5 protein-coding genes and 1 pseudogene are annotated in these 22,369 nt (G+C 39.9%); 4 read left to right on the forward strand and 2 right to left on the reverse strand.

The annotated features are described in order from the left end of the window. Window positions 1–606: 606 nt before the first annotated feature. On the reverse strand, window positions 607–3,594 hold the full coding sequence (locus ACPZ3T_RS16720; protein WP_490270604.1) for a TonB-dependent siderophore receptor: 2,988 nt from the start codon (window positions 3,592–3,594) through the stop codon (window positions 607–609). A 408-nt stretch (window positions 3,595–4,002) separates the two neighbouring features. Beyond that, a pseudogene (locus ACPZ3T_RS16725) lies at window positions 4,003–4,607 on the reverse strand (hypothetical protein); the annotation flags it as partial. Between the two features lie 485 nt (window positions 4,608–5,092). Between ACPZ3T_RS16725 and ACPZ3T_RS16730 the strand changes: the two are divergent. From ACPZ3T_RS16730 to ACPZ3T_RS16745, 4 genes are all read left to right on the forward strand, one after another. Then, window positions 5,093–10,396: an amino acid adenylation domain-containing protein gene (locus ACPZ3T_RS16730; RefSeq protein WP_490270605.1), complete on the forward strand. Its 5,304-nt coding sequence runs from the start codon at window positions 5,093–5,095 to the stop codon at window positions 10,394–10,396. A 21-nt stretch (window positions 10,397–10,417) separates the two neighbouring features. Continuing rightward, window positions 10,418–15,049, forward strand: coding sequence for a type I polyketide synthase (locus tag ACPZ3T_RS16735; protein ID WP_490270606.1), 4,632 nt, complete (start codon window positions 10,418–10,420; stop codon window positions 15,047–15,049). Window positions 15,050–15,060: 11 nt separating this feature from the next. Continuing rightward, window positions 15,061–18,468, forward strand: coding sequence for a non-ribosomal peptide synthetase (locus tag ACPZ3T_RS16740; RefSeq protein WP_490270607.1), 3,408 nt, complete (start codon window positions 15,061–15,063; stop codon window positions 18,466–18,468). A gap of 65 nt (window positions 18,469–18,533) precedes the next feature. Further along, complete coding sequence (locus ACPZ3T_RS16745; protein WP_490270608.1) at window positions 18,534–22,325, forward strand: condensation domain-containing protein; 3,792 nt, start codon at window positions 18,534–18,536, stop codon at window positions 22,323–22,325. Window positions 22,326–22,369: the final 44 nt, after the last annotated feature.

Consider the following 22,369-nt stretch of genomic DNA (forward strand, 5'->3'; position numbering starts at 1 on the left):
GGATGTTTGAAAAGTATTGTTATTAACACCAAACTCTCTCTAACCTAACCCCCCTAGCCTAGGCTGTTGACTTTGTTGAAATTTGGGCGGTTTTTAGTAATTTTGTACGCGATGTTTAATTTGTGCCTCAAAGCCTTCTCAAAACACAGTTTCAGCCATCGTAACTACGCACATTTTTTGCATGGACAAAATCCCAAAAAAGGTACAGAGTCAACAGCCTACCCCTAGCCCCCATTCCCTTGTAGGGAAGGGGGGTTTTAAAGCCTCTCTCCTTGTAGGGGAGAGGTTTGGAGAGGTGTTTTTAGTATCATTGATGACTTTCTAAACATCCTCTAAGGAGCCGAGCTTCGACCCGTTGATTGGATGAGGGAAAGAATAGGCAACAATTTCCGCATCTCATCAAAAATCTTGCCTGTTGCCCGTTGCTTCAACCCTGTTCCTTGGACCGCAGGTCGGTAATTATCCTGTACTATGCCGCTATTTTTGGATAAAAAGGTGCAATAAAATCGGGATATAACGCTTAAAAAGCTTGCATCTGCAATTTTTTGGAGTCAATTGCCCGTATTTATTGATCTTTGTTTGGTTTTCCACGCCGACTTACTTACATCAAAAATCAAAAGAAAGAGTTCCTAAGATAGTAAGCGGCGCACCTGGAACTAAGAAAAAACTTTGAGACTCATAGTATTTAGTATCTAACAGGTTCTTGATATTAATAGCTGCTCGCCAATTATTTTGGCGATAAAAGATACTGGCATCAGTTCTCACATAAGAAGGTATTTTGATAGTATTTGGGAGAGTTGCTTCTCTTTCATCAACATAAACAACTCCGAGTCCAAATCCCAAACCTTGTAAATTGCCCTGTTGAAACTCATAGGTTGTCCATAGGCTAGCACTGTTGTATGGCACAGCTCGTAACCTATCATTAACTAATGCTTCATTATTGTCTTCGCTAACAAAAGCATCGGTATAAGCATAAGTAGCGATGATTTTCCATCCCGGTAAAATTTCACCTGTAATATCTAATTCCACACCACGGCTTTTTTGTTCACCAGTCTGAACACTGAAGTTAATAGGGTCTTCAGGGTCAGGAGTTAGCACATTATTTTTACTGATATCAAAATATGCTAAGGTTGCTGATATCCGATTGTTAAATAATTCCTGTTTAATGCCAACCTCGAATTGTTCTCCAGTTTCGGGCTTAAATGTCTCACCTGTACGGCTGCGTCCAAAAAATTGAGGGTTAAAAGAATTTGTCCAACTCGCATAAACTGAAGTTGAGCTAGTGGGCTGATAGACTATACCAACTCGTGGTGAAAAGTTTGAATCTGATACTTCATCAAGTAAAGTATTGGCTATTGGATCTCTATTGAAAGAATCTACCCAATCAAAGCGACCACCAGCTAATACCTTCAAATTAGGTGTTAGTTCTACAAGATTCTGGAAATACAGTGCTATATTCCTACCACCATAGTCACCCGCAAAAGAGCGTTCAAATGTTCCAGGTTGAGCGCCGTACACCGGATTAAAGATATCTATTCCAGCAATGGGAGCACCAAAAAAATCGTAAGTAAATCTGTAGTTTGCTAGTTCTACTCCGAACAACACATTATGACGGATAGAACCTGTATTAAATTTGCCGCTAATTTCCGTTTGCAAAGAAATATTTTCTTGCTCTTCATCTGATCTTTCTGCTGTTCGTGGAAGTGTCCGACCATCTTCTAACAAAAAGGGATCAGAGTAATTAGCAATGGGGGCTGATTGGGTACGTCCACTAGTACTGATGACGTTAAAACCTTGCCGAAACTTCCAATCGCTGCTGAATTCGTGTTCTAAGTTGTAGGTAAATGCGTTGGTTTTAAATTCAGCATCATTTAGATCAGGCTCTCCTAGAAAACGACTGATAGGGAGATCGAAAAACACCCTTGCAGGTGGAAAACCTCTATAAAAGGTATAGTTATACTTCTGATACTCGTACTCAAACGTCATATTGGTGCGTGGGCCAATATTCACGGTGACTACGGGAGATATAAACACACTGTCGTTTTCGACAAAATCTTGGAAGCTACCTGAGTTTTCATAGGCAATATTCAGACGGTACAGTACTGATTTATCCTCTGTTAAAGGCCCAGTCAAATCAAGCGTAGGGCGGTAAAAGTCATAACTGCCTATAGTCATACCTAAGCGGTAAAAAGGGTCTGGTAAAGGTTTCTTAGTTATTGTGTTGACAACACCGCCAGGGTTATTAGCACTTCCGTAAAGTACTGATGCCGGGCCTTTGAGGAACTCGACTCGCTCAATATTCGCAACATCACGAGGGCTGGTAAAACCAAAATCTTTAAATCCGTTACGCAGCGATTCAAAACCTGATTCAAAACCGCGAATAAAGTAGCCTGAAGAAGATAGTCCACCATAACCGGATTGCTGTTGTACGCCGCTGACATTATTAGCTAACTCACTCAGACGCACTACTTGGCGGTCTTCTATAACTTCTTTCGGTATCACCTGGACAGACGCGGGGATATCACGTAACGGGGCATCAATTTTTAGCGCAGTTGATGATTCTTGTACACGATACCCATCTTTCTCTCCTGTAACTATTAACTCAATTGGCTCATCAGAGGCAGATGGCGGTTCTGGTTCGGTTGGTTCGGTTGGTGCTTGGGGTTGTGCGTCTGCTTGGGTAGAGGATACCGTGGAGGCTATACCAAAAATCAAACCTTGATCGCTATCAAATACATCTACTTTAGGAATACTGTCTACTCCAGTTACAGCGACTCTAATAGTGTTGGCATCAGAGTTAGTAACTGTGATTTCACTAATTCCAGCAATAGGCTGCTCTTGGCGGAATGTATCCCCACTAGGTAAGCGTAGTTGAGCTGAAGCAATATTGATAATGTATGTGTTACCTTCACTCTTAGGCGACACTTGCAATTTTTCACCATCTAGTGTTAGCAAGATAATTTCCAAACCGTTATTGGTGGAATTAAGTTGAACTCCTGTAACTTCTGCCACACTTGGAGATGCCGATTCAGTTTGTGTTGGCTGCTGAGGTTTAGTGGCAGATGCAACTGGTGTAAGTTCAAAAATCAAACCTTCATCACTATCCAATAACTCTGTATTTGATAAACCTTCTTCAGCAATGACTGTTACCCTAATAGTGTTAGAGTTAACTTGAGTAACAGTGACAGATGCGATACCTGCTGCTGGATTATTTTGGCTAAAGTTTTCACCTTGTGGCAGTGCTAGCACTGCATTGGGTATCTCTGCTATAAAATTGTTTCCTTGATTACTATTGACTGGTTTGAGTGCTTCTGCATTGGCACTTTCTAAAATAATTTCAATACCTTTATCTGTAGAATTTACTTTTACACCCGTAACTTTAGTGACTAAAATATCACTGCGTTGCACAAGTAATTGTACTGCACTGGTAGAGTCAGATTTCTGGCTATCAATAGTAGATAGTTCTGCTGTCTTTGTTCCTGCATGGGCTGGTTGTACTAAGCTGCTAATTACCGCTAATGCTAATCCTACTGAACGTATCTCACTCATTAACCCAGACTTAATTCTTGTTGCTCCTTCAACTAAACCTGTCATTAACAGGTTTTTAACCAACGGCTCTAGTTGCATTTTGCTCGCTATCCTCACACCAAATTTAAAACGTCGTGCCTGACATTACTAACGCAATTATTTATCAGTAATGTTTGACAATATCTAACAAAACTCTCAAGAACTAGATGCAAATATTTGCATTTAGCTGTTGTCCTAGACAATATTAGGAAACATTATCATAAAGAAACCGTCTGAGCAATCATTTGACAAAACTTCTAAATTTTAAGCTTTTCAGTAACTTTGTGCAAAAAGCCTTTATTTATAAAGCTTTCACCTCTATGCTCATACTAATACCAAAGTCAGAATTACCTGATTTATATTTCGTCATCTATCTTTAAACATATTTACTCACATCTTGCACCTGGAAATATGTATGTCAAAACCCGAACCACGTGTAAGGTGAGCAAGACGTTCAATATCAAGTAAAAGAAGATACACAACTATGTGAGGAAAAATAGATTCTCTTGCTGTTTGTGCAGCTTGTCCCCAATCAGGTGGGGATGCTGGCTGAGTATGCAGATAACTCCAATGAGCGATGAGATAAGCAGTGAGAGAAAGAATCAGCCAGCGATATATACCTAGCAGAGTTCCTTGTCCAAAACGGTGTGAACCAAAACGATGTTTAACTAGTTTCAGCCCCAACTGCGCTGGGGAAGGCGTTCCCTTACCTCGCCAAACACGAAAGTTCCAGGGAATACGCCATTTTCCTATGACCAAATAAACTACTACCAAATGGAGACCACGCTTACCGTTATAGACTTTGATTAAATCACTAATACTTGGTGGCGAATTCTCCGAATCATTTCCCTAGTTGACCAAGGATTGATATTCAGAAATCGGCTGATTGCACTCGGGGATTTTGTCTGACTATGTTCGGGTAATGGGTGTCCTTGTGCCTCCAAAAATAACGCCAACATAGTCTCTAGGTTATCTTTTTGGTACTGCGTCGGCATCAATTCCTTTAGGCTGTAAACTAATTCTTGGGCGTGGGCAAGCATTTTTCTTGCTTTAATTTCGATATTTCACGCCTTTTCTCTCATGTTTTGAGACTCCGATGCAATCATCTTTATGATCTGAGGTCAAAAAGTCTCTGCATTCTATTATCTATCCCCCTCTGTATTAATTACACTATTTAAGTTGGATTTATAACTTGAATTTACTGATTTGATTGTATTTACCTATTGTTATATTTGGCACTAGTTTGTTGGCTCTGTACGGGTAAATACTGCTGGTGCAAGATGTGAGTTTAATACAAAATTAGTGTTTGAATCAATGATGATAATATTTGTTCATTAATATTTGCTTGCTATATTCCCTAAGTTGTTTTACTCTAGTGCAAGTAATTGCGAATAAATAGCAATAATTATGAGATGATAAAAATTGTACGTAGATGGAATGCCGTTAGCCTCGTCCATGCTTTTACAAAAGGTCGCCACGGCTTGAGAACCCAGAATTATTTGTGCATCAGGATTTTGAAAGTGCAATGACTCAATATGTCAATGGTTTAGAAGAAATCGTCTGTAAGTTTTCGACAGTGGTGGAGCTACTGCGTTACAGATCTGTAGAGCAAGCAAACGTTGAGGCTTTTACTTTTCTGCTCGATGGGGAAGCGCAAGCTGCGACTTTAACTTATCAAGAGTTAGATCAACATAGTAGAGCGATCGCCTCTCAACTGCAAAGCTTAGGTTTAAGTGGAGAGCGTGCTTTACTGCTTTATCCACCAACCATTGATTACTTACCAGCCTTCTTTGGGTGTCTATATGCAGGCGTAGTAGCAGTCCCAGCTTACCCACCTCGTAATAGTCGCAACACCCCCAGAATCTTGGCAATTTTAAAAGATGCACAAACAGCAGTAATCTTGACAACAACGGCAATGAAGCCTCAGTTGCAGTCCTTGCTTGCCGATAAATGTAATATAGATCATATTCACTGGCTAACTACTGACAACCTCACACCAGGGATAGAAGAAGCTTGGCAAGAGCCTTTTATCAATACAGATACTCTGGCATTTTTACAATATACTTCTGGTTCTACTGGCACACCCAAAGGTGTGATGCTCAGTCATGGCAATCTACTACACAATGCCGAGGTAACGCGCCAGTATATGGAACATACCTCTAGTAGTAAATTCGTCACTTGGCTGCCTGTTTATCATGATATGGGTCTAATTGGAGGCGTATTACAACCTCTATATGGTGGTTTTCCTTGTATTATGATGCCGCCAGCAGCTTTTCTCCAACGTCCTTATCGTTGGTTACAAGCAATTTCTCATTACAAAGGAACTACCAGTGGCGCACCTAACTTCGCTTACGAGCTTTGTATTGAAAAAATTACCCCCGAACAACGCTCAACCTTAGATTTAAGCAGTTGGAGAGTAGCTTTCAACGGTGCTGAACCCATTCGTCAAGAGACTCTAGAGAAGTTTACTGCCACCTTCGCTGAATGCGGGTTTCGCCCAGAAGCTTTTTATCCTTGCTATGGCATGGCAGAAGCTACTTTGATGATATCTGGTAGCGTTATGTCTGCGCTAGCCAGCAATATATCTTTGCAAAAAGCTGCTTTAGAACGCAACCATATAATTGATACACTTGCTAAGGCAGATAACTCAATAACATTAGTTGGATGTGGTCGAGTTGTACCACGGCAACAGGTTGTAATTGCCAATCCAGAAACTTTAACTAGTTGTGATCCCAAGCAAGTTGGGGAAATTTGGGTGTCTGGGCCTAGTATTGGTCATGGATATTGGAACCGTCCAGAAGAAACAGAACAAACTTTCCATGCCTACTTGCAAGATACGCGAAAAGGTCCATTTTTACGGACTGGGGATTTAGGCTTTCTGCACAATGGCGAACTCTTTATTACTGGACGAGCTAAAGATTTAATTATCATCAGAGGACGCAACCTTTATCCACAAGATATTGAACTAACCGCCGAATGCAGTCATAAAACATTACGCCTAGGAAGTGTTGCAGCCTTTGCTGTAGAGGTAGAAAAAGAAGAACGTTTAGTAGTTGTACAGGAATTAGAGTTTCGTGCCAAACCTAATATAGATGAAGTCACAGCTGCTATTCGCCAGATCATTACAGAAGAACATGAAGTAGAAGTTTATGCAGTTGTTTTAATCAAAGCCGGCACGATTCCCAAAACTTCTAGTGGTAAAATCCAGCGTCGGGCTACCAAAGCAGGATTTTTGGCAGGTACATTGGAGGTTGTTGGTAGTAGTATTCTAGAGATTACCCAAACAGAAGAACCAGAAGAAGTTCTGACAAGAAAAGAATTACTAACAGTAGAACCAGAACAACGACAACAATTATTCAACTGCTATTTACAAAAGCTCGTAGCCCAGGTACTAAGAGTAAAAACTTCGCAAATATATCTAGAGCAACCTTTAAGTAGATTAGGTCTAGATTCCCTCAAAGTTTTCCAGTTAAAAAACCGGATTGAGGTTGATTTTGGGGTAACTTTATCTGTAGCCGACTTCTTTGATGGTGCTGGCATTAATGAGTTAACAGCCCAAATACTAGACGAAGTTAACAACAACCTCATTAGTGAATACTTACCTATCTCTAAAGTAGAGACAGCTACTAACAAACATCCACTTACCTTTACTCAACAGCAGTTGTGGTTTATCAATCAACTGCAACCAGGAACAGCGACATATAACATTCCTGTAGCTATACATCTGACAGGAAATTTAAATGTCCCTGCCTTGGTTCATAGTCTTAACGAAATTATTCAAAGACACGACATCTTACAAACCAGCTTTGAAGTAGTGGATGGTGAACCTATCCAAAAAGTTACAAAGACAGTCTCCTTCTCTTTACGAGAAGCTGATTTGCGCCATTTGGCTGATGAACAACAAGCTGAAGTGCAAAAATTATCTTTACAAGAGGCACAGTCATCTTTTGATTTAGGACAAGCACCTTTATTGCGAGTAAAACTGCTGCACTTGCCAAAAAAATCGATATTATTAATCAATCTGCATCATTTGATCGGTGATGCTTGGTCAATCAAGGTACTAGTTCAAGAACTATCTACGATTTATCAAGCTTTCACTGATGAAAAATTATCTCAACTGCCTCAGCTTCCTGTACAGTATCAGGACTTTGTGTATTGGCAGCGAAACTGGTTACAAGGCGAAGTTATAGAAGGGCATTTAGCTTATTGGAAACAGCAGTTAGGAGGAAATATCCCCGTATTGCAACTACCTACTGACCGCCCTAGACCACCAATACAAACTTTTAAAGGAGCGCAGCAAAAGTTTGTATTGTCTTCAAAGTTAACCCAAGCGATTAAAAAGTTAAGTCAGCAGGAAGCTGCAACCTTATTTATGACCTTGTTAGCGGCTTTTAAAACTTTGCTTTACCGCTATACAGGTCAGGAAGATATTCTTATCGGTTCACCAATTGCTAACCGTAACCGTGCCGAACTAGACCAGTTAATTGGCTGTTTTGTCAATACTTTAGTATTGCGTACTAATCTAGAAGGAAATCCCACATTTACAGAATTGTTGGGACAAGTGCGAAAGGTAGCAGTTGACGCTTATACTCATCAAGATTTACCCTTTGAAAAGCTAGTAGAAGCTTTACAGCCAAATCGGGATCTCAGCTATAACCCATTATTCCAGGTGATGTTTGTGCTTCAGAATCCGACGACAAACTGCATCTGGAAAACTGAGGAACTAGAGACAGGAACAGCCAAGTTTGATGTACTGCTATCAATGATTGATAGAGAAGAAGGATTAACAGGGACACTAGAATACAACACCGATCTATTTAACTCAGATACTATAGCTAGGATGGTTGGGCATTTCCAAACCTTGCTAGAGGCTATAGTTAGTGATTCCCAGCAGCGTATTGCCAATTTACCCATATTGACATCTGCTGAACGTCAAACCCTACTGGTTGAATGGAACAAGACTCAGGTTGATTATCCTCAACAAGCTTGCATACATCATTTATTTGAAGCACAGGTAGAAAAAACACCAGATGCAGTTGCCGTTATTTTTGCTAACCAAAAGCTTACCTATAGAGAGTTAAATAATCGAGCCAATCAAATAGCACATTACCTACAAAATTTAGGTGTGATACCACAAACCTCAGTTGGGATCTGCATGGAACGCTCAATCGAAATGGTAGTTGCCATATTAGCAATTATGAAAGCAGGTGGCACGTATCTGCCATTAGATCCTACCTATCCTAAAGAGCGTTTGGCATTCATGTTAGAAGATGCTCAACTATTATGGTTACTAGTGCAACCGCATCTAATTCATGAACTACCAGGACACACAGCCAAGGTATTAATTATAGATACTGATGGTGCAGAATTTGCTGAGTACAGCCAAGCCAACCCAGTTAGTAACGTTCAACTAGAAAATGCAGCTTATGTAATTTATACTTCTGGTTCGACAGGGAAACCCAAAGGAGCAATTAACACTCATAAAGGTTTATGCAACCGCTTACTGTGGATGCAAGATACTTATCAATTAGAAGAATGCGATCGCGTTTTACAAAAAACACCCTTCAGTTTTGATGTCTCCGTCTGGGAATTTTTCTGGCCTCTGTTTACAGGTGCAACTTTAGTTGTAGCTAAACCCGGTGGTCATCAAGATGCAAGTTATTTAGTTCAACTAATCGCCCAACAGCAAATTACGACATTGCACTTTGTACCTTCAATGCTGCAAGTATTTTTAGAGGAACCAGGGCTGGATAAGTGCAATAGTATCAAACGTGTAATTTGTAGTGGGGAAGCACTGCCCTTTGAACTACAAGAACGCTTCTTTGAGCGGTTAGATTCAGAATTACATAATCTTTACGGACCAACAGAAGCAGCAATTGATGTAACTTCATGGAAATGCCAAAGACACAGCAATTACAGAATTGTTCCTATTGGCCATCCCATTGCCAACACACAGATATATATCTTAGATAAACAATTGCAGCCTGTGCCAATTGGGATTGCGGGGGAATTGTATATAGGTGGTGTGGGTTTGGCACAAGGCTATTGGAACAGGAAAGAATTAACTAACGAAAAGTTTATTTCTAATCCCTTTCAACCAGAGAAACGCCTTTACAAAACAGGAGATTTAGCACGTTATCGTGCTGATAGAAGAATTGAGTTTTTGGGAAGAATCGATTATCAGGTTAAAGTTCGTGGTTTTAGGATTGAATTAGGAGAAATTGAAAGGGTAATAACACAACATTCTAATGTAAGAGAAACGGTAGTAGTTGCACAAGAAAATCGTCTTATTGCTTATGTAGTTCATGTTCAAAAAACAGCTGATTCCGTCAATGATTTAAGACATTTCATCAAAGAAAAACTACCCGAATATATGCTTCCTTCCGCCTTCGTAGTTTTAGAGGCATTACCGCTTACCCCCAATGGCAAAGTAGACCGCCGTGCTTTACCTGCACCAGATAATTTGCGTCCAGAATTAGCCAATAATTATCAAGCTCCTCAATCTGAAATAGAAAAATCTATAGCTAAGGTTTGGCAACAGGTACTAAACCTAGAAAAAGTAGGGATTGATGATAATTTCTTTGATCTTGGTGGACATTCGTTGTTGGTAGTTCAGGTAAACAATAAACTCAAAGAGGTTTTGCAGCGGGATTTATCAGTTGTAGAAATTTTTCAGAATCCAACTATTAAGTCACTTGCAGAATATTTAAGCCAAAAATCATCAGAATCAACAACTTTAGAGAAAATGCGTGACAGAGTGAGTAAACAAAGAGATGCTCTCAACCAACGCCATCAATTATTAATGAAGCAACGGAATAAATTTCAGTAATTTAGAAGGAAATTGTCAGTTATGGAAGGTATTGCCATTATTGGCTTGGCTGGGCGTTTCCCAGGAGCAAAAAATATTACCGAGTTTTGGCAAAATTTATGTGATGGAGTTGAGGCAATTTCTCAATTCGGTGATCAAGAATTAATTGCTGCTGGAGTAGATCCATCATTAGCCAAAAATCCTAACTATATAAAAGCGGGTGCAGTATTAGACCATATAGATTTATTTGATGCTAGTTTCTTTGGCTTTAATCCCAAAGAAGCCCAAATGACTGATCCCCAACATCGGTTATTTTTAGAATGTGCTTGGGAAGCCTTGGAAAATGGTGGTTATGATGCTCAAAGATGTAACACTCGAATTGGGGTTTATGCCGGTGCTAGTTTAAATAATTATTTAACTTTTAGGTTAAATAGCGATCGCATTGGTTCAGCAGATAGTTTTCAAAAGCTAATTGGAAATGATAAAGATTTTTTGTCTACTCGCGTTTCCTATAAATTAAATCTGACTGGGCCGAGTCTTACCATCCAAACGGCTTGTTCTACTTCTTTAGTAGCAACTGCTTTAGCTTGCCAAAGTTTACTAAATTATCAATGCGACATGGCTTTGGCGGGTGGGGCTTCGATTCGTATACCCCAAAAAACAGGGTATTTGCATCAAGAAGGAGGCATTTTATCACCTGACGGTCATTGTCGTACTTTTGATGCCAAAGCCAGAGGGACAGTTATTGGTAATGGCGTAGGAGTGGTACTATTAAAGCGGTTATCGGATGCGATCGCAGACGGCGATCATATCTATGCTCTGATTAAAGGTAGTGCTATCAATAACGATGGTTCTGGGAAAGTGGGCTATACAGCACCCAGCGTCAACGGACAAGCCGAAGCGATCGCTGAAGCCATAGCCCTGGCTGATATTGATCCAGAAACCATCACCTATATCGAAACTCATGGAACAGGAACAGCGTTAGGCGATCCTATAGAAATATCTGCCTTGACAAATGTTTTTCGGGCGGAGACTGAGAAAAAAGGTTTCTGTGCGATCGGTTCTGTCAAAACCAATATTGGACATTTAGACGCTGCTGCTGGGGTGACAGGTTTGATTAAAACCGCTTTGGCGTTAAAACATAAGTTGATTCCTCCCAACTTAAATTTTGAGCAGCCTAACCCAGAAATTGACTTTGCTAATAGTCCTTTTTATGTCAATACCAAGTTGACTCAATGGAAGGCAACTTCTACACCACGTCGGGCGGGAGTCAGTTCTTTAGGTATTGGTGGGACGAATGCTCATATTGTTTTAGAAGAAGCTCCTTCTTTAAGAGAGCAGGTAAGCAAAGGAGCAGGGGAGCAGGGCAGAGAATATCAGTTGTTGGTACTTTCGGCTAAGACTGATTCGGCTCTGGAAACTGCTACTAACAATTTGGCTCAACATCTTAGACAGCATCCTCATTTAAATTTGGCAGATATAGCTTATACATTGCAAGTAGGCCGTGGAGTCTTCAATCATCGCCGTGTTGTAGTTTGCCAAAATACCCAAGAAGCAATAACCGCCTTAGAAACTATAGATTCTCAACAAGTACTAACTCACTTTCAGGAACCAATTCAACGCTCTATCACCTTCATGTTCCCTGGACAAGGCACTCAGTATGTGGAAATGGGGCGGGAACTGTATCAGACTGAGGCTACATTCCGTGATCAAGTAGATAATTGTTGTTCGCTACTAGAACCGCATTTAGGTTTAGATTTGCGTTCAGTTATTTATCCACAAGAGTCTAAAAAACAAACAGCAGCAGAACAACTCAAGCAGACGCAGTTTGCACAACCAGCCTTGTTTGTAATTGAATATGCTTTGGCTCAACTGTGGATGTCTTGGGGTATCTCCCCACAAGCGATGATTGGTCACAGTATTGGGGAATATGTAGCCGCTTGTCTTGCTGGTGTGATGTCTTTGGAAGATGCGTTAACTTTGGTTGCTATGCGTGGGAGGCTAATGCAGCAAATGCCAACAGGTGTAATGCTGTCTGTTTCCGCATCAGCAGCAGAAGTAAAAAGCTTGCTCAACGAGGATTTAGCTTTAGCTGCTAATAATGCACCTTCCTTGTGTGTGGTTTCTGGAAGTTATGATGCAGTAGACAAAATTGCAGAAAAGTTAACAGCCAAAGGTATAGAGTGTCGCCGTTTGCATACTTCTCATGCTTTTCACTCCCCCATGATGGAAGCGATGTTAAAACCATTCATAGCGGAACTGAAAAAAGTGAATCTTAATCCTCCTCAAATTCGCTTTATTTCTAACCTCACGGGTACTTGGATTACAGCAGAACAGGCAATATCTCCAGATTATTGGGCGCAGCATTTACGGCAAACAGTAGAGTTTTCAGATGGTTTATCAGTATTGTTAGAGGAAGGCGAACAGCTAGACTGCGCCCCAGGCGATCGCATACTCTTAGAAGTAGGCCCAGGGCGTACCTTGTGTACTCTCGTCAAACAACACACCCAAGAAACAGCCGGACAAGTTGTATTACCTTCTTTACGTCATCCCCAGGAAGAAAAATCAGACGTTAATTTTCTACTCAACATTTTAGGGCGGTTGTGGTTAGCAGGAATTGAGATCAATTGGTCTGGTTTTTATGCTCACGAACAGCGTTATCGCCTACCTTTACCAACTTATCCCTTTGAACGTCAGCGTTACTGGATTGAAACTCAAGCGCAGACAGGCGATGTCAATCACAGCCAAGAATCAAAAGCCGATAAACTTGATATTGCTGACTGGTTTTATGTTCCTTCTTGGCAGAGAACTGTATCACCTCTATGTTTAAATCAGATTAAATTAGAGCAAAAGCAATCTTGGCTGATATTTGTTGATAACTGTGAACTTGCTGACCAAGTTGCAAAACGACTTGAAAACGAAAATCAAGAAGTAATAATTGTCAAAGCTGGAGAGTGTTTTATTAAGTGTAGAGATGGCGAATACATAATTAATCCTAAAAACAGCGATGACTACAAGGCTTTAATTAAAGAACTACGGCTTTTAAATCAAATACCCACATCTATTGTTCATTTCTGGAATCTTACATCAAGCAATTGTATAAAGTCGCCATTGGAGGAATGGGAAGAACTACAAGTAGGTAGCTTTTGGAGTCTGCTATTTTTAGTCCAAGCATTAGGGGAGCATAATATTACAAACTATATACGTATAGATGTTATCTCTAATTACTTACAAAAATTAACTAATGATGATGAGTTATGCCCTGCCAAAGCCACACTTCTTGGGCTTTGTAAAGTTATCCCTCAAGAATATCCAAACATATCTTGTCGCAGTATAGATATTAAACTGCCTCTACCTGCAAGTTACCAATGGCAGGAAATAATTGAAAATCTATTTGTAGAAATTACCACCCCGTCTTCTGAATCGGTAATTTTATATCGAGGTAATCAACGTTGGGTGCGGTATTTTGAAAAGTTATCTATAAAAAATTCAACTCCAACGACACCTAAATTACGGCAAGGAGGAGTTTATCTAATTACTGGAGGTCTAGGGGGACTTGGACTGACATTTGCCGAACATTTGGCTAAAACATTTAAAGCTAAATTAGTATTGGTTGGACGCTCAGAATTGCCCACAAAAATACAATGGCAACAATGGTTATCTGAGCATGGTACAGAAGATGTAATTAGCAAAAAAATACAGAAAATACAAACCATTGAAGCATTTGGTGCTGAAGTTTTAGTGTTACAAGCTGATGTAGCTAACCACGAACAGATGCAAGATGTTATTCATAAAGTTGGTGATCGCTTTGGCACAATTCATGGCGTAATTCACGCAGCAGGTTTACCCGGAGCAGGCTTAATTCAATTAAAAACTCCAGAAATGGCAGAAAATGTGCTGCTACCAAAGTTAAAAGGAACTCTTGTCTTAGATAATCTTTTACAAGACACTAATTTAGATTTCTTTGTTTTATTCTCTTCACTCACTTCTATATGTGGTGGTTTCGGACAAGTAGATTATTGTGCAGCAAATGCTTTTCTTGATTCCTTCTCCCATTATAGTCTTTCCAACCGTAATAGATTCACTATTGCAATTAATTGGGATACATGGGAATTGGATAACTGGCAAAATTCATTACTTGCACATCTCCCAGAAATTCAAGCTTGGTTTCAGAAAAATCGTGACAATTATGGTATAAAATTTGTAGAAGGCATAGATGTTTTTAACAGGATTCTATCTTGGCAGCTTTCGCAAGTAATTGTTGCCACACGCAAGCTAGATGATCTCATTACTGAATTTGATAATTTTGATGCTTCAAAATTAATGAGGCAATTAGAAAAATCCTCTGCGAAATCAAACAACAATAATTCTTACTCAACAGATATTGCCCCACGTAATACCATAGAATATACAGTGGCTAAATATTTTCAAGAATTATTGGGAATTGACAAAGTAAACATTTATGATAATTTCTTTGACTTGGGCGGAAATTCTTTAATCGCAACCCAACTGATTTTTCAACTACGCCAAGAATTTCAAATTGATTTATCTATTAAATACATTTTTACTGCTCCTTCAGTAGCAGAATTAGCTTTAATCATTGAAAATTCTATTATTGAAGAATTAGATAAATTAACTGATGAAGAAGTAGAAAAACACTTATTAAGCCACTAGCGGTAATGGGTATGGATATAAATGAAGAAAAAATCTGGCAACGACGTTCTCAGCTTTCTCCTGTAAAACAGGCACTGCTGAAGAAACGTTTGCAACGGCAAGTAGAATCAGATTTACAATCAAATCTAATTCCTCGTCGTTTGCACAATCATCCTGCTCCTTTGACATATGCTCAAGAAAGGTTGTGGCTGCTCAACCAATTAGAGCCTGATGCTTCTATATACAATATGTTTGCCAGCATTTTGTTGAAAGGGCATTTGAATATTAAGGCATTAGAGCGTAGTATTCAAGAAATTATTCAACGCCATGAAATATTAAGAACAACGTTCTCAACAGTAAATGGGCAACCAATTCAGGTAATCAAACTATCCTGGGAGCTAAAATTACCAATTATTGACTTACAAAATTTATCAACAAATGAACAACAGCAAGAAGTTCAGAGCTTAATCACACGCGAGCAAACACAAGCTTTTGACTTAACAAATAGCCCATTGTTACGAGTCAACCTGCTGCACCTGAATGAATCAGAATACTTAATGCTGTTGACTATTCATCATATTGTTGCTGATGCTTGGTCGCGTGGAGTTTTCTTGCAGGAGTTAGCAACATTTTATACTACTTTCAGCCAAGATAAAAATTCTCCATTATCAGAATTGCCAATTCAATATGCAGACTATGCAGTTTGGCAAAGAGAGCAACTTCAAGGTGAATTTTTAGAAAAGCAACTTGCTTATTGGCAAGAGAAATTACAAGGTGAATTGCCAGTTCTTAATTTACCAACCGACCGTCCGCGATCGCAAGCACAAACTTATCAAGGTGCGAGTGTATCTTTTGCGTTACCCCAAACACTCACCGAGGCGTTGCAATCACTGAGTCGTCAACAGGGTGCGACATTATTTACCACTTTGCTGGCTGCATTTAAAGTCTTGTTACATCGCTACACAGGACAGGATGATATTTTAGTTGGTTCTCCCTTTGCCAACCGCAACCGGCCAGAAGTTGAAGGATTGATTGGCTTTTTCGTTAATACTTTGCTACTACGTAGCGACTTATCTGGTAATCCTAGTTTTCGAGAACTATTAAATAGAGTACATGAAGTAGTTTTAGGTGCGATCGCACATCAAGACTTACCTTTTGAAAAGCTATTAGAATCGTTGCCTTCTGATCGCCGTTCTAGTAGCAAACCGCCGTTTCAAGTCATGTTCTCCTTGCAAAATCTGCCAGAAGTCAGTTTAGAACTACCGGAGATCACCTTAAGTTTTCCAGAAGTCGAAAATCAAACAGCGTTTTTTGATTTGGTATTCTCTTTACAGCAGACTGAGCAGGGAGTTACAGGTACTCTTGAATACAACACCGATTTATTTAATCGGGACACAATGACTCGAATGCTGGGGCATTATCAAACATTGCTAGAAAGTATAATTGCTAACCCCAACCAGCCAATTCACACCCTACCCCTACTGACTGAACCAGAACGGGCAACTTTAGAAACATGGCAACAAATCCACAGCCATTATCCCCAAGATAAGTGCCTACATCAATTATTTGAAGCCCAAGTAGCGCAAAACCCAGATGCAGTTGCTGTAGTATTTGCAGACGAATCTCTGACATACCACCAACTTAACCAAAGAGCCAACCAACTCGCCAATCACCTACGAAGTTTGGGAATAGGCACTCAAGCCAAAGTTGGGTTATGTATGGAACGCTCGATGGAAATGGTAGTTGCCATCCTCAGTATTCTTAAAACTGGTGGAACTTACGTACCCATAGACCCAACTTACCCCCAACAACGCTCGGCTTTTATTTTAGAAGATGCCCAAGTAGATTTATTACTGACCCAAAGCCAATTATTAAATAAATTTACTAACTGTTCTACCCAAGTTTTAAAATTAGATACATTTGTCTTCAGCAATAACCACGTTGGGGACGAAAACCTCGATTTAGATGTTGCAGGGGACAACATTGCCTATGTAATTTATACCTCCGGTTCTACGGGTACACCCAAAGGTGTTTTATGTACGCACCACAACGTAGTGCGTCTATTTCAAGCCACTAAATCTTGGTTTAACTTCAACGCCCACGATGCCTGGACACTGTTTCATTCCATTGCCTTTGACTTTTCCGTTTGGGAATTATGGGGGGCACTACTTCACGGTGGAAAACTAGTAGTAGTTCCTTATTGGGTCAGTCGTTCACCAGAAGAATTTTATCAGTTGTTAAAACAACAACAGGTGACGGTTCTGAATCAAACACCCTCTGCGTTTCGACAGTTAATGCGAATAGATGAATCTGTGGGTACTGACCAAGATTTAAACTTACGTTTTGTGATTTTTGGTGGTGAAGCTTTGGAATTGCAAAGTTTGCAACCTTGGTTACAACGACATGGTGACGAAACACCGCAGTTAATTAATATGTACGGGATTACAGAAACAACCGTCCATGTCACCTATCGACCGATTACCGCTAATGATGTATTCAATTATTCTGGCAGTACGATTGGTCGTTCGATACCAGATTTACAAATCTACATTTTGGATCAATATCAGCAAGCTGTACCAATTGGAATACCTGGCGAGATGTATGTTGGCGGTGCAGGTGTAGCACGTGGTTATCTCAACCGCCCTGAGTTAACCGACTCCAAGTTTATTTCTCATCCCTTCAGCAATAGTAATAATCCCTCAACACGCCTTTATCGAACTGGTGATTTAGCGCGTTATTTAGCTAATGGTGATATCGAATACTTAGGACGAATTGACCATCAGGTGAAAATTCGGGGTTTTCGCATTGAGTTGGCAGAAATAGAAGCATTATTGGCACAGCATCGTGATGTTGCCGAAGTTGCGGTAGTCGTGAGAGAAGACGCACCCAAAGAAAAGCGTTTAGTTGCTTATGTTATACCATGCCAAAAACATAGCGAAATTCTGACAACTAATCTGCGTGAATTTCTCCAACACAAATTGCCCGATTACATGGTGCCATCTGCATTCCTGATTTTAGATGCTTTGCCATTAACATCAAACGGCAAATTAGACCGCCAAGCCTTACCAGCACCCGAATATCACAAATCCAATGCAACAGCATCCTTAGATACTCCACGAACACCTATAGAACAAGCACTAGCAGAAATTTGGACACAATTGCTTCATCTGGAACGGGTGGGTATTCACGATAACTTCTTTGAAATGGGAGGACACTCACTTTTAGCAACACAGCTTTTATCCCGCGTGCGCCAAAATTTTCAAGTTGATTTACCCCTGAAAGTGATTTTTACCGAAGGGTTTACCATCGCGGAGTTGGCGAAAATCATTCGGGGATATCAACTCCAGCAAGTAGAAGTCGAAGATATAGTTGCTCTTGTTCAGGAATTGAATGAACTCTCAGATGAAGAAGTGCTAATGGCACTCAATCAATTACAGTAAACCGCGATTTCAGAATCAAGGATGATTCTCCAACGTCAAAAATAAGCGTCGCAGCACAAAGGTCTATGGCAAACGTTTTACTAACAACACACTGGTCAGCTGGAGAAGTGTACCCGTTGATCAGAATCGGCAGAGAACTGAAGGCACGGGGACATGATGTTAGCGTGATTACTAACTGCTACTTTGAAAATGCTGTGCAAAAAGCTGGGCTTAATTTCCTGGCGTTGGATACTCCTGAAGAGTTTGAGCAGTTAATAACAGATGGGTATTTATTTAATAGTCCCCAAGGATTTTTAAAGATTTATCAAAAATATGTCTTGCCTAAAGTTGCCTCAGAATATGAATTAATTGCTCAACTTTATCGCTTTCAGGAAACTGTTTTAGTTGCTCGTGATACACCAGGAATTGCTGCACGCATCGCCGCCCAAAAACTAGAAATGCCGCTAGTAGCAGTTATGTCTTCACCCAGCCATCTATCAACTAAATCCTTAGTTGCAGAAATGATTGGGTCTATTCTTGGTAATGAAATTAATCAAATTAGAAAAGAAATTGGTCTATCTGCTGTAGAAAATTGGTCAGCATGGTTGAGAGATACACCAAGTAAAACAATAGGACTTTGGGCAGATTGGTTTGCTGATGCCACTCTTGAAGAATCCTCTGGAGTCTTGCAGCCAGGTTTTATTTGGGATGATGAACCCTTAAGCATTCCTATTGATGTACAAGAATTTTTACAACAGAAACCATCACCAATATTAATTACAGGTGGGACAACATCTTTGGCTGGAGAGAAATTTTTTGCAGTCAGTGCCGCAGCCTGTAAGTTATTGGGCATTCCAGGGTTATTAGTAACTCGTCATGAAAAATTAGTGCCTAACAATCTGCCTGATGGTGTGAAGTGGGTGAAATATGTACCATCATTGGTAAACTGTATGTCCTATACAAGTGCAATTATTCATCATGGTGGTTTAGTAACAAGTGGTCAGGCACTAGCAGTAGGAATACCTCAATTAGTTTTGGGCGGGGGCGCAGACCAACTGTATACAGGCTCTTGTTTAAAACGTTTGGGTGTTGGTGAATCATTATCCTTACCGCAATGGCAACCAGAAATTGTTGCTCAAAGCTTGCATCGGTTGACTAATTTAGATTCAGTGCGCGATCGCTGCCGGATACTAGCAGGTAAATTTATTGCTACTAATCCTGTCGCCAATACGTGTGATGTAATAGAGGCACAAATTTCCCAGCCCACTGTATCATTTAATCAAACAATCGCACTGAAAAGGGATATTAACCCTGTTGTAGTTGATACAACAAATCAGAAAATCCAACATGGTCAACTGCTCGCACTAGCAGAAAAACTTTCTCCAGAAAAGCTGGCACTGCTAGAACTAAAGTTAATGAAGAAGGATAGGAAAATCCTTAAACAACAAACTATTCCTCCTCTTCCACGCCAACTAGAACTGAATTATTTCCCCCTTTCGTTTGCTCAACAGCGTTTGTGGTTCCTTGACCAACTAGAGCCAGGAAACCCTACCTATAACATATCAGGGGCGGTGGAACTCACGGGATTACTCAACATTGCAGCACTTGAACAATCCTTTAATGCTTTGGTGCAACGCCACGAAGCTTTAAGAACAACTTTTGCAATATTACAAGAGCAACCAATGCAAGTAATTGCTCAAAATTTGGAGTTTAAGATACCAGTTATTGACCTCGAAGACTTACCAGAAAAACAACAGCAACAGCAAATCCAAACTCTAATTACTGAGGAACAAGCCCGTCCTTTCAACCTTGGACAAAGGCCATTATTACGAGTAACGCTTTTACGCTTTAACCCCAAAGCCCATATGATGTTGTTTTCCATGCACCACATTATTTCTGATGGTTGGTCGATGGGAATCTTAATTCAAGAAATCGCCAATTTGTATGAAGCGTTTTCAACAGGCAAAACTCCCATGCTTCCCGAATTACCTATCCAGTATGCAGACTTTGCTGTTTGGCAGCGTCAATGGTTGCAAACACAAGCCCTAGAAACTCAGTTAGCCTATTGGAAAAATCAATTAGCTGGTAAGCTTCCAGTGCTGAAGTTACCTAGCGATAGGCCTCGTCCGCAAGTTCCTACTTACAGAGGTGCGGCTTACTCCTTCACCATACCTGCCAACTTATCTCAAGGTTTACAACAACTTTCTCACCAAGCAGGCGTAAGTTTATTTATGACTCTGCTGGCAGGCTTTCAAATTCTTCTGCATCGTTATACCAAGCAAGAAGATATTATTGTTGGTACTGATGTTGCTAACCGTAACCAGGCTGAAATTGAAGGATTAATCGGTTTCTTTATTAACTTATTAGTATTACGAACAGATTTATCAGGTAATCCAACTTTTTATGAACTTTTAGAACGGGTAAAAGAGGTAGCATTGGCAGCCTATGCTCATCAAGATTTACCCTTCGCTAAATTGGTAGAAGAAATTCAACCAGAGCGAAATTTACAACCAACACCGCTATTTCAAGTTTTGTTTGTCCTGCAAAATATCCCAAAGTCGCAGCAGTCATTATTGGGGTTGAGCATGAAACAAATTGAAATGGATATTAAAACCACTAAATTTGATTTAGGACTATTTATTAATGAAACTGAGCAACGGCTAGTAGGTAACTGGAACTACAGCACTGATTTGTTTGATGCTAGCACTATTGCTCGCATGACAGATAATTTTCAAGTTTTGCTTAATAGCATAATCACCCAACCTGATGCACGGATTGGAAGTTTAGAAATCCTCACTGAAACTGAGATAAAGCAACAAGCTATGGAACAACAGGAGCGTAAAGCAGCTAAAAGACAAAAGTTTATGTCTATTGCGCCTAAAGCAGTGAGCTTGTCAGTAGAGCAATTAATCAAAACAGATTATCTGCAAGCTGGGCAACAATTACCACTCGTGATTCAGGCTAATAGTGCAGAAATTGATGTAATATCTTGGGCTGAGAATAATCGAGCATATCTGGAAACAGAATTATTCAAACATGGAGCAATTTTATTTAGAGGTTTTAATGTAAAATCAGTTTCAGAGTTTGAAAATTTTGCTCAAACAATTTGCCCTAATTTATTTGCTGAATACGGCGACTTACCCCGCACAGGTGAAGGTGGTAAAGTTTATGGTTCTACTCCTTACCCAGCAGATAAAGCTATCCTTTTTCACAATGAAAGCTCTCATTTACATTGCTTCCCCTTAAAAATTTGGTTTTACTGTGTTCAACCTGCGGCGGTCGGTGGAGAAACCCCAATTGTTGACTGTCGTAAAGCTTATCAATTACTCAGTCCTCAATTGCGAGAAAAATTATCCAGCAAACAGTTAATGTATGTAAGAAATTTTGCTGAAGGTTTAGATGTTAGTTGGCAGAACTTCTTCCAAACTACAGATAAAAATAAAGTAGAAAATTATTGCTGCGAAGCCGGAATGGAATTTGAATGGTATGATGATAACAGGTTAGTAACTCGACAAATTCGCCCAGCTTTAGCAGTACATCCTAAAACTGGTGAACCTGTATTTTTCAACCAAATTCAATTACACCATATTTCCTACTTAGATAAAGAAGTACAAGAATCACTGCTATCTATATTTGGTGAATCAAAATTACCTCGTAATGTTTACTTTGGTGATGGTACACCAATTGCCCAAGAAGAAATCGCTGAAATTAACACAATCTATCAGCGATCGCAAACTAGCTTCCCCTGGCACAAAGGCGATATTATTATGCTAGATAATATGCTGGCTGCTCACGGTAGAAACCCCTTTATTGGACAGCGTAAAATCGTTGTTGCAATGGCAGAAATGACTAATGGTAAAGACATTAAAACTCCTTAAAAACTAAAACTCTGCGCGAACTCTGCGCTCCTCTGCGTTAAAAA

The organism is Aliinostoc maniaoense (assembly GCF_058172895.1).